Below are 13,699 nucleotides of genomic sequence, written 5' to 3'. Positions count from 1 at the left end.
AGAATGTTTCACGCGATCGAGGCGTACGCGGCCTCGATCAGCCGGTACGCGCGACGGTCACCGGCGAAGTAGTCGCGCTTGAGGTTCGGCACGAACGCGACCGTCAGTCCGTGGTCGGGGTCGCCGAGGCCGACGGCCCCGCCCGCGCCCGGGTGACCGAACGCGGTGTCACGAGCCACCTCGGGTAGCTCGAAACTCTGCGCCGGACGCATGAAGCCGAGGCCGTACGCGCTGTCGGTGAGCAGCACCCGGTCCGGGCCGCGGACCCGTTCGCGCAGCGCGTCGTCCAGCGTCTCATGGCTCAACGACACGCCGTGCACGAGGTCGCGATAGAACCGGGCCAGCGCGCGGGCCGTCGTCACCATCCCGGCGGCCGGCCATCCGCCGCCGAGCACTGCCGGATCGTTGTACGACGCAACCGGATTCGTGGTGGCCCGGAAGATCGGCGAGCCGGGCTCGGCGTAGGCCGAGTCGATCCGTGTCTGCGTCGCGACGTCCGTCAGCGGCGACGACGGCTCCCCGCGGCGCGGGACGCTGATCCGGGCCGAGCGGGCGATCGTCCCCGCCGGCGCCCCGATCCACAGGTCGGTGCCGAACTCCTCGTGGACGAACTGTCCCACCGTCTTCCCGGTGTGCCGCCGGACCAGTTCGCCGACCAGCCACCCGAAGGTCAGGGCGTGGTAGCCGTGATCGGTGCCGGGTTCCCACTCCGGGGCCTGCCGTGCGAGCCGCTCCGCCATCGCCGCCGGCTCGGCCGCCTGTGCCACCGACACCTGTTCGTCGAACGCCGGCAGTCCGGCCTGGTGTGTGAGCAGATGTTCGACGGTGACGCCGCCCTTGCCGTTCTGCGCGAACTCCGGCCACCACTGCGCGACCGGCGCGTCCACCGTCACGTAACCGCGTTCGGTGAGCAGCAGCGCCGCCGCCGCGGTCACGGCCTTGGTGCAGGAGAACACCACGCACGGGGTGTCCCAGGCCCACGCCCGTCCGGTGCGCCGGTCCGCCACGCCGCCCCACAGGTCCACCACGGGTCGGCCGTCGGCGTAGACGGCGACCGCGGCACCCAGGTTCGTGCCGTCCGCGAAGCTGTCCTCGAAGACATCGCGGACAGCCGAGAACGCCGAATCACATTGACCCTGTACCGATGTCATGAACACCTCGAACCGGACACCCCCGCCGCGGCCCCACCTGACAGCCTAGGCCGCCGCCGACTCCCGCAGGAATGATTCGGCGTCAGCGCCCATTCCTCGAGCGCCGGCGCGGGTTCCCGTGCGCAGAGGCCCGGAGTGGGCGCTCAGCGCAGCGGTGTCGCCACGCCCGCAACCACCAGCACGACGCTCTCCGACTCACCCGCGACCGCCGAGTTCACCCGCCCCAGCAGGTCCCGGAACCGTCGACCCGCCGACGTCGGCGGCACCACACCGCTGCCCACCTCGTTGCTGACCACCACGACCGGCACCGTCACCGAACGCATCGCGTCCAGCAGATCGCTCACATCGGCATCCACCGCGGCCCAATCGCCACCCGTCCAGACGCCGTGGTGATCGAGGCGTCCGGTGAGCCAGGTGCCGAGGCAGTCCAGCAGGACGGGTTCGCGGGCGGACCGCAGCACCGCGGACGCGTCCGCCGTCTCGACGGTGGTCCACCCCGCCGGGCGTCGGGCCCGGTGCAGGGCGATCCGCTCCGCCCACTCCCGATCTCCCTCGTGCACCCCGCCGGTCGCCAGGTACGTGACCCGCGGATGCGCCGTCAGCAGCGCCTCGGCGTACGTGGACTTGCCGGCGCGGGCGCCGCCGAGGACGAGGGTGCGCCGGAGCCCCGGCGTCTCGGTCACCGTCTGCGCCCCTACGGTCACCGTCGCCCCGTCGTCCACCACCCGGGCACCCCACGGCGCCAGGCGCTCCGTCAGTTCCGGGGTGGGCGGGTTGTAGTGGCTCAGGTGCACGGCCACCACGTCGGTGGCGTCGGTGATCGCGCCGGATTCGCGCAGTGCGGCCAGCGTGCGCGGGAACGTCGTCAGGTCGTGGTGTCCGGCGCAGAGGTCGGTGCGGGTCCCGAAGGTCTCCTCGAGGAACACCGCGTCGTATCCCGCATCCTGGACGGCGTCCAGCGTCGACGATGGCAGCGGCCCGGTGTCGGTGGCCCACAGCATCCGCGCGCCCTCCGGGGCGGCGACGTCGTAGAGCACGCTGTCGCCGTCACGTATCGCGGTGTGTGCGGCCTCGAGCACGCGAATCGTGTAGCCGTCCAGGTCGATTCGGTCACCGGCGGCAACCGGGACGAACCGCACCGGGTCGTCGGGGCCCACCCAGTCGCGGCACAGGTCCAGCGCCTCGGGCGGCCCGATCACGTCGAGGGGTTCGTCCCGCCGCACCCACGCGCGGAACAGCAGCGCCGCCGGACCGACATGGTCGGGGTGCGCGTGGGTGAACAGGATGTGGCGGACGCCGGCGAGGGAACGTCCGGCGTGCACCGCGGCCCGCGGGATCTCCGGTCCGCAGTCGAGCAGGATCGTGCCGTCGACGAGGGCGGCCGTCTGACCGCGGATCTCGCCGCGCGCGGCGGCGGTGCGGCAGGACGCGCACACGCAGAAGGGGTTGGGCCACCCGTCGGCGCTGCCGGTGCCCAGCAGTACGACGTCGATGACCCAACCCCTCCCGTTCGCGCTCCGGCCGAATGTCACATGCGTTCAGTCGGACCGAACGTGTGTGACATTCGGCCACTACACAGCGAGCGTCAGCGCAGTGCCTGCGCCAGATCCTCCAGCAGATCCTCGGGATCCTCCAGGCCGACCGACAGGCGCACGACGCCGTCGGACAGGCCGATCGCGGCGCGCCCCTCCGGTCCCATCGCGCGGTGCGTGGTGGTGGCCGGGTTGGTGATGAGCGACTTGGAGTCACCGAGGTTGTTGGAGATGTCGATGACCTGCAGCTTGTTCAGCAGCTCGAAGGCACGCTTCTTCCCCTCGCCCTCGGCCGAGTCCAGCTCGAACGTGACGACCGTGCCGCCACCGCTCATCTGCGACTTCGCGAGCTCGTGCTGCGGGTGCGATTCGAGGTACGGGTACTTGACCCAACGGATCGCGTCCTCGGCCTCGAGGAACTGCGCGATACGCAGGGCGCTGTCCACCGAGTGGTTCACGCGCAGCGGCATCGTCTCGAGACCCTTGAGCAGGGTGTGCGCGTTGAACGGGCTCAGCGCCGGACCGGTGTGCCGGATCAGCTGCTGCACCGGGCCGTCGATGTAGTCCTTGGGACCCAGGATCGCGCCGCCGAGGACACGCCCCTGGCCGTCGATGTGCTTGGTGCCCGAGTACACGATCACGTCGGCGCCGAGATCCAGGCTGCGCTGCAGCAGCGGGGTCGCGAAGACGTTGTCGAGCACCACCTTGGCACCGGCGGCGTGCGCCATCTCCGACACCTTGCGGACGTCCACGAGGGTCTGCATCGGGTTGGACGGCGTCTCGAAGAACACGGCCGTGGTGGGCACCGACAGCGCCTGCTCCCACTGGTCGAGGTCCTCGCCGTCGACGAACACGGTCTCCACGCCCCAGCGGGGCAGGATCTCGTTGCACACCACGAAGCACGAGCCGAACAGGCTGCGTGCGGCCACCAGCCGGTCGCCCTTGCCGAGCAGCGCGGCCAGCGCGGTGAACACCGCGGACATGCCCGACGCGGTGGCGTAGCAGCCCTCGGCGCCGTCGAGCAGACGCAGCCGCTCCTCGAACATCTTCACGGTGGGGTTGCCGTAACGGGAGTACACGAAGTGGTCGACCTCGCCGGTGAACGCCTGCTCGGCCGCCTCGGCGGACTCGTAGACGAAGCCGGAGTTGAGGTAGATCGCCTCGGACGTCTCCTCGAAGCCGGACCGCATCGTGCCGCCGCGGACACCGAGGGTGGCCGGACGCACGGAGTCGGGCAACGTCTTGCGGAAGGACCCGCCCTGCGGGATGGCGCTCACGACTGCCTCCACGGCAGGCCCACGGCGCGCCAGCCGGTGGTGCCGCGACGGTTGTCGGACCCGAGCCCGCCCTCGAACCCGTCGAGCACGTTGTACGACGGTCCGATACCGACGGCGGTCGCGGCCTCGGCCGCACCGATGGAGCGTTGCCCGGAGCGACACAGGAAAATCACCGGACGCGCTGCTTCCGCGTCGGCGCCACCGACGATGCCCGCCTCGACCAACTGGTCGACGAAGGACTCGTTGCGCGCACCCGTGGGATAGCTCACCCATTCGATGAGCACGGTCCGGCGGTCGATCGACGACGTGTCGGGCAACCCGACGTATCGCCATTCGGCGTCGGTCCGCACATCCACGAGCACGGCTTCCGGATGCTCGCGCAGCAGCTCCCAGGCTTGCTGCGGCGTTATGTCACCTGCGTAGCTCACCGTCCCAGCTTTCCACAGTGCCCGGTGGGGCGTAGCACGCGGAGGGTCGAGAACGCGAGAACTGTGCAGGTGCGGCGGGTCAGTTACAGACGAGCCAGATGCCGTCGCCGTGGACGAACTGCCACGTCGAGGTGGCGGCGCCCTTGCCGTCGCCCGCGTCGATCCGAACGTCCGCGGTGGCGGCGGTGCCGTTCACGGCCGCATTGGTGACTTCTTCGATCTTGATCTCGCCCTCACGGCCGGCGATCGGGGAGCGTTCCTCGGCAAATCCCTGGCACACCATGTGGTCGATCGCGTCCGCATCGTCGTTGTTGCTCGCGCGGACGAAATCACTGACGGACGCGTTGATCCGATCGGCATCGGATCGACTCTCCTCGGCCGGTCGCAGCAGCGCGGAGACGATAATTCCGATCATCAAGATCGCCACTATTGACACGGCGAGAATGAAGGGCTTCGCCGTCGTGCGCGAGGGGTCGTCGAGGGGCTCCTGCTGATCGGTCATACCTGCGATTTTCCCCTGACTGCCCGGGTCCTCTCCAACCGGGTCGCGAACAGTCCAAGGCACAATCGCTGTTTGTGACCTCCCAAACAACGGCGTACTACCCGGGGGTAGAACACACCGGGAGTATCGGGTGCGGTCGCCGTGCGAGTTCTAGCATGAAGGCGGGGGACGGTGGGTTCGGGGGAATCCACCGCCCGCGACAGTCCGACAGCACCGCGTGTTAGGTAGGGCTTAGTTTAAGCTGGAGCTTCACACACGGCTGTCGCACAACCACCAGCACGTCCGTCCAATCGAAAAGGTAGTTCGCCTCAGATGACTGACCAGACTCGTCCACTGCGCGTGGCCATCGTCGGTGCCGGCCCGGCCGGAATCTATGCCGCCGATGCGCTCATGAAGTCCGACACCGAGGTGAGCATCGACCTGTTCGAGCGGATGCCGGCGCCCTTCGGCCTCATCCGATACGGCGTCGCGCCGGACCACCCGCGCATCAAGGGCATCATCACCGCCCTGCACAAGGTGCTGGACAAGGACGCTGTGCGTCTGCTGGGCAACATCGACTACGGCAACGACATCACCCTCGACGATCTGCGCCGCTACTACGACGCCGTGATCTTCTCGACCGGCGCCAACGCCGACCGCGCCCTGAACATCCCGGGCATCGACCTGGAGGGCAGCTACGGCGCCGCCGACTTCGTCTCCTGGTACGACGGCCACCCGGACGTCCCGCGCACGTGGCCGCTCGAGGCCGAGAAGGTTGCCGTGCTGGGCGTCGGCAACGTCGCGCTCGACATCGCCCGCGTCCTGGCGAAGACCGGCGATGAACTGCTGCCCACCGAGATCCCCGCGAACGTGTACGAGGGCCTCAAGAACAACAAGGCCGTCGAGGTCCACGTGTTCGGCCGTCGCGGCCCGGCGCAGGCCAAGTTCACGCCGCTCGAGCTGCGCGAGCTGGACCACTCCCCCACCATCGAGGTCATCGTCGACCCCGAGGACATCGACTACGACGAGGGCTCCGAGGCTGCGCGTCGCGGCTCCAAGCAGGTCGACATGGTCGCGAACACGCTGCAGGACTGGGCCATCCGTGACCAGGGCGATCGCCCGCACAAGCTGTTCCTGCACTTCTTCGAGTCGCCGCACGAGGTTCTCGGCGAGGACGGCAAGGTCGTCGGCCTGCGCACCGAGCGCACCGAACTGGACGGCACCGGAAACGTCCGCGGTACCGGCAAGTTCAACGACTGGGACGTCCAGGCCGTGTACCGCGCCGTCGGCTACCTGTCGCAGAACATCGCCAAGCTGCCGTTCGACGAGCAGGCCGGCACCGTCCCCAACGAGGCTGGGCGTGTCCTCGCGGACGACACTGCGGACGGCGCGTCACGCTTCATGGACGCCACCTACGTCACCGGCTGGATCAAGCGTGGCCCGGTCGGCCTGATCGGCCACACCAAGGGCGACGCGAACGAGACCATCGCATGCCTGCTCGAGGACTCCCCGAACTTCGCGGGTGCCGCCGAGCCGGGCGAGGACGCGATCATCGAGTTCCTCGAGGGCAAGGGTGTTCCTTACACCACGTGGCAGGGCTGGTACCGCCTCGACGCCCACGAGCGTTCCCTCGGTGAGCCCGAGGGCCGCGAACGCGTCAAGGTCGTCGAGCGCGAGGACATGCTGCGCGCCAGCGAGCCGCACAAGGCCTGACGCACTCCGTCACCCGGCTGAAGGGTCCCTTCACGCGCCGTCAGCGCGTGAAGGGCCCCTTCAGCTGTTTCGGGAGGCATGATGAACACGTGTTTGACGCGCACGTGCACATCATCGATCCGCGGTTCCCGCTGGTGGAGAACAACGGGTATCTGCCCGATCCGTTCACGATCGACGACTACCGCCGCCGCATGGCGGGCTTCGGCGTCGACGGTGGTGCGGTGGTGACCGCGTCGTACCAGGGCACGCTCGGTGGGCCTGGCCTGCTGGCCGCGCTCGAGGAACTCGGCGAGGGCTGGGTGGGCGTCACGCACCTCGACCCCGACGCCACCGACGACGACATCCTCGCGCTCGACCGCGCCGGGGTCCGCGGGGTGCGCTTCAATCTGCGGCGCAGCGCCACCGACGTCCAGGTCCTCACGACGCAGGCCCTGCGGGCGTACGAACTGGTGGGCTGGCACGCCGAGTTCTACGTGGACGCGACGCTGCTGCTGTCGCTCGAACCGGTGTTCGCGAAGCTGCCCGCAGTCAGCATCGACCACCTGGGTATGTCGACGCGCGGGCTGCGGTACCTGCTCAACCTCGTCGACCGGGGCGCCAAGGTGAAGGCCACCGGCTTCGGACGGACCTCGATCGACGACGTCGGCAGCGTCATCCGGCAGATCCACGCCGTCAACCCGAAGGCCCTCATGTTCGGCACCGACCTGCCCGGCACCCGTGCCCGCCGCGCGTTCGAGGCCGCCGACGTCGACGTCATCGCCGACGCCGTCGGGGACGACCTCGAGGCCGTCCTCGGCGGCAACGCGCGCGAGTGGTACCGCTGCGGCTGAGCTGCGACGATGACCAATCGTGGGCACGACGACGACTGGTTCTTCCGGACGTCCTCATAACGCGAACAGGGCGCTCGCGGCGTCCATCGCGAGCAGAAAGCCCGCGATTCCCAACGCCCAACCCACGGCGCTGTCCGCGTTGCGAGTGAAGAAGTCGTCGATCCGGTGCAGGACGCCGTCGGCGCGCTGCCCGACCAATATCCGCAGCCCCAGCAGGGTCACGGCCGGGACGATCATCACCAGACAGTAGGCGGCCAGCAGCGGGATCGACAGAGCAGCGGGCGCTCCCACGGAGACGATCAGCGCGATGGCCGCGAGGTAGGGGATCATCGTGACCAGCTCCAGCGTTCCCGCCGAGAGGGCCAGTGTGGTGACACCACCCGACCCGCCCGCCGAGAGGGCCCGATCGCGCCAACGGATGACCCGACTCGACTCGCCACGTTCGCGGCGCTTCTTCGAGTCGAAGCGGAAGCTCAGCACGAACAATGCCGCGCCGACGGCCAACTGGACCGCCTTTGCCGCAGGCGAATCCAACATCCGGCCTCCGACGTCGAGGCCCATCCGCGCCGCGGTAAGGAGGGCCGCGCCGATGACGAGGTAGAACCCGGCGATGACGATCAGGTAGCGGACGATGCGACCGACGGGTGGGCGCCCGGGCGCGAGTAGCATCCACACCGGCAGTACCAGCGTTCCGATGCTCGTACTGTCCACGAGCGCAAGGCCTGCCAGCGACGCCAGCAGCACCACGTTCACGTCAACGGCCACTGGTGTCGGTCCTACGCGCGCTGACGACGTCGATCACCCCGACCAAACCAAGCACGACGCCGAGCGGTCCACCGCGGAACCAGAAGAACTCGGCGTCGCGCGCGAACAGCCACAACGCGGCCCCGACGACGATCAGGAGCACTCCGAACACTGCCGCAAGTCGTATCTGCATGCCACGAATCCTGCAGGAGCCCTGGAGCCGACACATCGGCCTCCGGGCGGCCGCGACGTCATCACTTGGTATGACGGGTCCGGCGTCCCGCTGTGCTGTGATGGAGCGATGGCGCACCCATCGACACCGCCGCGTGGTGGCCTGTGGACGCGTCGGCACACGGGGACCGACCGTTCCCGCCGCCGAGAGGACCTCCTGATCGCGGGCGGGATGCTCGTCATCGGGTTGGTCCTGTATGCCGTCGGCGCATTTCAACTCGGCACCGGGCCGAGCTCCACCCCCGCCGGTGTTCGGGTCGCGCTGCTCGTCGCGATCGCCGCTGCGGACACCTTCCGCAGCACGTACCCGGCCGCCGCCCTGACCGTGGGGGCGGTCCTGACCGCCATCGACCTCGCACTGGGACCCACCGTCCCCGTGTGGCTGGTTCTCTCCGATCTCGTCTACGCCGCGGTGTTGTACGGGCGGCCCCGAGTCAGCCGGGCGGTCTGCTACTCCACCGGGGCGGCGGTCGTCGTTCTCACTGCTGCCGCCTACGTCGGATGGCAGGACGGCCGCGCAGCCGCGGCGGCGGGGATCGTCCTCGCACTGTTCTTCACGACGCCCGTGTGGTGGGCGCTCGCGATCCGTCGTCACCAGGAGGTCGCGGCCGCCGAACGGGCACGGGCAGAGTCGATGCGGGCCCTCGCGGAGGCGGACCGGGCGGCCGCGGTCGCCCACGAACGGAATCGCATGGCTCGGGATCTGCACGACGTGATCGCGAGTCACCTGTCGGCGATCGCGATTCAATCGGAGGCCGCGCTGTCTCGAGGGACGACCGGGACCGATCCAACTCTCGACAACGTCCTGACCGCCATCCGGGCGGGGAGCGTCGCCGCGCTTGACGAGATGCGCTCGATGATCGATCTACTCCGCGCCGAGAGCGATCCGGATGATCCTGGCGCCCCGCTACGCCTGAGCGACCTCGACATGCTGATCGTCGGTGCGCGCGCGGCCGGAAGCGCCGTGGAAGCCAGCGTCGCGACGAATCCCGATACGTTGACCAGCGTCGTGGACCACGCCACGTACCGAATAGCGCAAGAATCGATCACCAATGCGGTCAAACATGCTCCCCGTCAGAAGATCTCGATCACGATCCAGCAGGATGCCGATGCCGTTCGGCTGCGCGTGCACAACCCGATACCACGCGGCCCGGGCGACGAGCCCTCCGCTGCGTCCGGAGGACAGGGACTGCGCAACATGACAGAACGCGCCCAGTTGCTGGGTGGCCGACTCCACGCCGGCGCGACACAGGACTGCTGGATCGTCGATTCGGTGCTGCCGCTCGAGTCACGAGGAGCGTCCGAATGAACGAGCGCGATGGACTGCCGATCCGCGTGGTGCTGGCAGACGATCACGCGGCCATCCGCGCGGGACTCGCGATGATCCTCGATGGACAACCGGACATCGACGTGGTGGCCGAGGCGGATTCGGGTACATCGGCGGTGACCCTCGCCCGCACCCATCGCCCGGACGTCGTCCTGATGGACGTGCGGATGCCCGGCACGGACGGCATCACGGCCACGCGTGCGATTACCGACACCACCGACAGTCGGGTGGTCGTACTCACCACGTTCGACCTCGACGAGTACGTGTTCGGGGCGCTGCGCGCCGGCGCGTCGGGGTTCCTCGTGAAAACCGCGACTGCGGATGAACTGACCGCTGCGGTGCGCACGGTCGCGGCCGGAGAGTCCGTGCTGGCTCCGCGTGCTGCGTCCGCGTTGATCGACCAGTTCGTTCGAGTCCCCGCACGCCGCACCCCACCGACGGCACTCGCCGACCTGACCGACCGGGAGCTCGAGGTGCTGCGACTGCTGGGGCAGGGCCTGTCCAACGCCGGGTTATCCCGGGAACTGGGGGTGGGAGCTCCCACGATCAAGACGCACGTGTCGCGGGTACTCTGCAAGCTCGGATTGGCGTCGCGGGTCCAGGCCGCGTTGCTCGCCCGCGAACTCGACTTGTGACTGGCCCGACCGGGCGGTCAGACGAACAGCACCGCGCCCAGCCACAGGCCTACCGCGAGGAGCGCGCCGAACAGTTCGACCAGGATCGACAGTCCGACGGCCTTGGTGGCGTGCACGGTCGAGCCCCACGCGTCGCGGTGCGTGCGGTGCCGGGCCGCCTCGGCCGCGTACGTGCCGAGCAGGAACCCGAGCAGCAGTCCCACCACCGGCACCACGAAGAAGCCGACGATCCCGACCAACCCGCCGAACATCACCGAGCGGTTGGGGACGCCGGCGTCGCGCATCCGGCGTCCGGGCCACGTGTACTTGATGATCCCCGCGCCCACCATCAGCGCGGCCCCGGCCACGAAGACGCCCCACCCGGCAGCGCTGGCGTCGACGATCGCCCACACCAGCAGCGCACCGGCGATCAGCAGCGTGCCGGGCAGGATCGGCACCACGACGCCGACCAACCCGACGAGCATCACCAGGCCGAGCAGAACCTCGACCCCGGCGCTCACGTCACTCCGGCACGACGACGCGCACCCGGGACGCCGCCTCGCGGGCCCGTTCGCGGGCCGTCTCGACATCCGGCCCGGTGGACACCGCGACGCCCATGCGACGACGCGCGAACGCCTCGGGCTTGCCGAACAGGCGCAGATCGGTCTCCGGCACCGCCAGGGCGTCGGCGACGCCTTCGAACGCGACACCGACCGACTCGACGCCGCCGTAGATCACCGCGGACGCGCCGGGGGCAGCCAACGTCGTGTCGACGGGCAGGCCGAGGATCGCGCGGGCGTGCAACTCGAACTCCGAGAACCGCTGCGAGCGCAGCGTCACCAGTCCGGTGTCGTGCGGGCGGGGGCTCACCTCGGAGAAGTAGACGGCGTCGCCCTTGACGAACAGTTCGACGCCGAAGATGCCACGTCCGCCCAGCGCGGTGGTCACCTTCTCCGCGACGTCACGTGCAGCGGCGAGCGCGGCTGGGGTCATCGCCTGCGGCTGCCACGACTCGATGTAGTCGCCGGCGTCCTGCAGGTGGCCGATCGGCTCGCAGAAGTGCGTGCCGTCCACGGCGCGGACGGTGAGCTGGGTGATCTCGTAGTCGAAGTCGACGAAGCCCTCGACGATCACCCGCCCCTTGTTGACCCGTCCGCCGGAAAGCGCGTATTCCCAAGAGCTTTCGAGATCGTCCGCACTGCGCGCGACGGACTGCCCCTTGCCGGACGACGACATCACCGGCTTGATGACGCACGGGAACCCGATCTGCTCGGCGGCGGCACGCACCTCGTCCAGCGAATCGGCGAACGCGTACGGCGACGTCGGCAGGCCCAGCTCCTCGGCGGCGAGACGGCGGATGCCTTCCCGGTTCATCGTCAGCTGCGTCGCCCGCGCGGTGGGGATGACGACGGCCAGTCCGCGCTCCTCCACCTCGGCGAGGGCCTCGGTGGCGATGGCCTCGATCTCGGGCACCACGAAGTGCGGGCGCTCGTCCTCGATGACGCGCAGCAGTTGTTCGCGGTCGCCCATGTCGACGGTGTGCGCGCGGTGCGCCACCTGGTGACCGGGGGCGTCGGCGTAGCGATCGACGGCGATCACCTCGACGCCCAGGCGCTGCAGGGCGATGATCACCTCCTTGCCGAGTTCGCCGGAGCCCAGCAGCATCACGCGGGTGGCGCTCGGGCTCAGCGGGGTACCGATCCGGGTGGGAATGTCAGCGGAAGTGTCGGGACGCATGCGTCGGACTATATGCGGTTGCCGCAGGTCATACTGTCGCGATGGAACTCGGCCTCGACACCCGCCTGACACTGCTCGCGGCGGGGCTCATCTTCCTGCTGGCCCTGCTCCTCGGGGTGTGGAAGTACCACCAGATGCACACGTCGCCGAATCATCTCGCGCACCCGTACGTCGACATCGCGCACCGCTCGGCGCTCCTGTACTCGTTTGCGACGCTTCTCGTTTCGGCGTTCGTCGAGCTCAGCGGCTGGCCGACGGCGGCGAATGCGACGTGCGCGGGGATCCTGGTGTTCTTCTTCGTCGCGGCCATCGGCAGCTACATCGTGCACGGCGCCCGCCGCGACACCACCAACCAGTTCGAGCGCCCCGACGCGGCACTGCGTGTGGCGATGATCGCACTGGTCGTCGGCGAGATCGGCGCGTTCGCGGTGCTGCTCGCCGGGTTCGTCTCGGCGCAGATCCTCTAGCCGCGCGCCTCCACGCGGGCCAGGAAGTCCAGCACCGCGGCGTTGAACAGATCGGGTCGCTCCTCGGCGGACGCGTGGCCCGCGCCGGGGAGGACCACCAGTTCGGCACCCGGGATCGAGCGCGTGATCAGGTCGGTGTGGCGCCGGGGGATCACGTCGCGCTCCCCCACGATCACCAGCGTCGGAACGTCGATCGCGGCGAGCGCGGCCGGCGCGATGTGGGGATGCCGCACCATCAGGCCCAGCATTTCGCGTCTCCGCGCGAGGCCTCGCGACAGCGGCGCCACCAGACCGCCGAGCATCCAGGCCGCCGTCGCGGGAATCCGGAACATCGGCCCCAGTCCGGCCGGATCGAGGTTGGCGGCGTTGACGATCAGCGATCGCACCCGCGCCGGGTGCCGCAGCGCGAGCGTGAGGGCGGTGTTGCCGCCGTCGCTGTAGCCCAGGACGTGCGCACTCTCGACACCGGTCGCGTCGAGGACCGCGCACACGTCGTCGGCGAAGCGCTCGAAGTCCAGTGGGCCGTCGCCCCGGGTCGATTCACCGTGCGCGCGGGTGTCGAGCGCGAGCACACGGTAGGTCGCGGCGAACGCGGGAACCTGCCCGGCGAAATAGCCGAGGTTCTCGCTGTTGCCGTGCAACAGCACCAGTGGCTCGCCGTCTCCGTGCACCTCGTAGTGCAGCCGCGCACCCGCGGCCAGGGCGAATCCCACCGGATCAGGCCGGCGGCTGGTGGATCGAGAGCACGTTGGCGTGCGGATCGTGGAACCACGCGACCCGGGTGCCGTCGGGCGCCGTCCACGCGTCGTGCTCGTCCTGGTCCATCCCCTGGTAGCGCAGGAAGTCGACGCCTCTGGCCCGCAGGTCGTCGACCGTCGCCGACAGATCCTTCGTGCGCCACCCCAACACTGTGTACCCGGTGTCGGCCTTCGACTGGACGAGGGTGATGCGCAGTTCGGTGCCGCCACCGCCGTCGACGACGAGCGCGAACGGCGTGCGCTCGGTGACGGCCAGGCCCAGCGTGTCGACGTAGAACATCGACGAGACGTCCAGGTCGGTGCTGGCCAGGAACGCGACGAGTTCTCCGGGGAAGGCCATGCCATCCACTGTGCGCCCCGATCAGTGCCGGAGACAAGTGGCCGGTTTCCCGTGACCCGCGACACAAAG

16 protein-coding genes are annotated in these 13,699 nt (G+C 69.5%); 5 read left to right on the top strand and 11 right to left on the bottom strand.

Annotation, left to right across the window (positions count from 1 at the left end; all coding sequences use genetic code 11):
• Positions 1 to 8: 8 nt before the first annotated feature.
• The 5 genes from DEU38_RS12855 to DEU38_RS12835 all read right to left on the bottom strand — a co-directional run bounded on the left by DEU38_RS12855 (position 9) and on the right by DEU38_RS12835 (position 4,890).
• Positions 9 to 1,151 carry a serine hydrolase domain-containing protein gene (locus DEU38_RS12855; protein WP_181818765.1) on the bottom strand — a complete coding sequence of 381 codons (1,143 nt, stop codon included), beginning with the start codon at positions 1,149 to 1,151 and terminating at the stop codon, positions 9 to 11.
• Positions 1,152 to 1,294: 143 nt separating this feature from the next.
• On the bottom strand, positions 1,295 to 2,644 hold the full coding sequence (locus DEU38_RS12850) for a bifunctional adenosylcobinamide kinase/adenosylcobinamide-phosphate guanylyltransferase (protein ID WP_181818769.1): 1,350 nt from the start codon (positions 2,642 to 2,644) through the stop codon (positions 1,295 to 1,297).
• Between the two features lie 92 nt (positions 2,645 to 2,736).
• Positions 2,737 to 3,960: an O-succinylhomoserine sulfhydrylase gene (locus DEU38_RS12845; RefSeq protein WP_114721826.1), complete on the bottom strand. Its 1,224-nt coding sequence runs from the start codon at positions 3,958 to 3,960 to the stop codon at positions 2,737 to 2,739.
• A complete protein-coding gene (locus DEU38_RS12840) occupies positions 3,957 to 4,388 on the bottom strand; it encodes a rhodanese-like domain-containing protein (protein ID WP_114721696.1) in 432 nt (143 codons plus the stop codon). Before DEU38_RS12840 ends, DEU38_RS12845 begins: the two co-directional genes overlap by 4 nt.
• Before the next feature lie 79 nt (positions 4,389 to 4,467).
• Positions 4,468 to 4,890 carry a hypothetical protein gene (locus DEU38_RS12835; protein WP_114721694.1) on the bottom strand — a complete coding sequence of 141 codons (423 nt, stop codon included), beginning with the start codon at positions 4,888 to 4,890 and terminating at the stop codon, positions 4,468 to 4,470.
• A gap of 312 nt (positions 4,891 to 5,202) precedes the next feature.
• Between DEU38_RS12835 and DEU38_RS12830 the strand changes: the two genes are divergently transcribed.
• Both DEU38_RS12830 and DEU38_RS12825 read left to right on the top strand, forming a co-directional pair.
• The gene (locus DEU38_RS12830) at positions 5,203 to 6,582 is read left to right on the top strand and encodes an FAD-dependent oxidoreductase (RefSeq protein WP_114721692.1); all 1,380 of its coding nucleotides are present in this window, start codon (positions 5,203 to 5,205) and stop codon (positions 6,580 to 6,582) included.
• A gap of 89 nt (positions 6,583 to 6,671) precedes the next feature.
• Complete coding sequence (locus DEU38_RS12825; protein ID WP_114721690.1) at positions 6,672 to 7,412, top strand: amidohydrolase; 741 nt, start codon at positions 6,672 to 6,674, stop codon at positions 7,410 to 7,412.
• A 54-nt stretch (positions 7,413 to 7,466) separates the two neighbouring features.
• On the opposite strand, the gene DEU38_RS12820 is transcribed toward DEU38_RS12825, so the two are convergent.
• Both DEU38_RS12820 and DEU38_RS12815 read right to left on the bottom strand, forming a co-directional pair.
• Positions 7,467 to 8,177 (bottom strand): GAP family protein, encoded by a 711-nt coding sequence (locus tag DEU38_RS12820; protein WP_258557854.1) that lies wholly within the window; start codon positions 8,175 to 8,177, stop codon positions 7,467 to 7,469.
• Positions 8,167 to 8,349, bottom strand: a complete 183-nt coding sequence (locus DEU38_RS12815) for a hypothetical protein (RefSeq protein ID WP_114721688.1) — start codon at positions 8,347 to 8,349, stop codon at positions 8,167 to 8,169. The genes DEU38_RS12820 and DEU38_RS12815 overlap by 11 nt, the downstream gene beginning before the upstream one ends.
• 108 nt (positions 8,350 to 8,457) lie before the next feature.
• Between DEU38_RS12815 and DEU38_RS12810 the strand changes: the two genes are divergently transcribed.
• The gene (locus tag DEU38_RS12810; RefSeq protein WP_114721686.1) at positions 8,458 to 9,696 is read left to right on the top strand and encodes a sensor histidine kinase; all 1,239 of its coding nucleotides are present in this window, start codon (positions 8,458 to 8,460) and stop codon (positions 9,694 to 9,696) included.
• Positions 9,693 to 10,349, top strand: a complete 657-nt coding sequence (locus DEU38_RS12805) for a response regulator transcription factor (protein ID WP_114721684.1) — start codon at positions 9,693 to 9,695, stop codon at positions 10,347 to 10,349. Before DEU38_RS12810 ends, DEU38_RS12805 begins: the two co-directional genes overlap by 4 nt.
• Before the next feature lie 17 nt (positions 10,350 to 10,366).
• On the opposite strand, the gene DEU38_RS12800 is transcribed toward DEU38_RS12805, so the two are convergent.
• Together DEU38_RS12800 and purT are read right to left on the bottom strand one after the other, a co-directional pair.
• Positions 10,367 to 10,849: a DUF456 domain-containing protein gene (locus DEU38_RS12800; RefSeq protein ID WP_114721682.1), complete on the bottom strand. Its 483-nt coding sequence runs from the start codon at positions 10,847 to 10,849 to the stop codon at positions 10,367 to 10,369.
• Position 10,850: 1 nt separating this feature from the next.
• Positions 10,851 to 12,065 carry a formate-dependent phosphoribosylglycinamide formyltransferase gene (purT, locus tag DEU38_RS12795; protein WP_114721680.1) on the bottom strand — a complete coding sequence of 405 codons (1,215 nt, stop codon included), beginning with the start codon at positions 12,063 to 12,065 and terminating at the stop codon, positions 10,851 to 10,853.
• A 41-nt stretch (positions 12,066 to 12,106) separates the two neighbouring features.
• On the opposite strand from purT, the gene DEU38_RS12790 reads away from it, so the two are divergent.
• Complete coding sequence (locus DEU38_RS12790; protein WP_114721678.1) at positions 12,107 to 12,532, top strand: hypothetical protein; 426 nt, start codon at positions 12,107 to 12,109, stop codon at positions 12,530 to 12,532.
• Here DEU38_RS12790 and DEU38_RS12785 read toward each other — a convergent pair.
• Positions 12,529 to 13,245, bottom strand: a complete 717-nt coding sequence (locus DEU38_RS12785; protein ID WP_114721676.1) for an alpha/beta fold hydrolase — start codon at positions 13,243 to 13,245, stop codon at positions 12,529 to 12,531. The genes DEU38_RS12790 and DEU38_RS12785 overlap by 4 nt on opposite strands.
• 4 nt (positions 13,246 to 13,249) lie before the next feature.
• A complete protein-coding gene (locus tag DEU38_RS12780; RefSeq protein ID WP_114721674.1) occupies positions 13,250 to 13,630 on the bottom strand; it encodes a VOC family protein in 381 nt (126 codons plus the stop codon).
• Positions 13,631 to 13,699 lie beyond the last annotated feature (69 nt).

Origin of the sequence: Rhodococcus sp. AG1013, from assembly GCF_003350365.1 — a bacterium.
Classification (GTDB): Bacteria; Actinomycetota; Actinomycetes; order Mycobacteriales; family Mycobacteriaceae; genus Prescottella.
The sequence above is the reverse complement of the archived record's forward strand: the minus strand, read 5'-3'. Positions and strand labels throughout refer to the sequence as shown.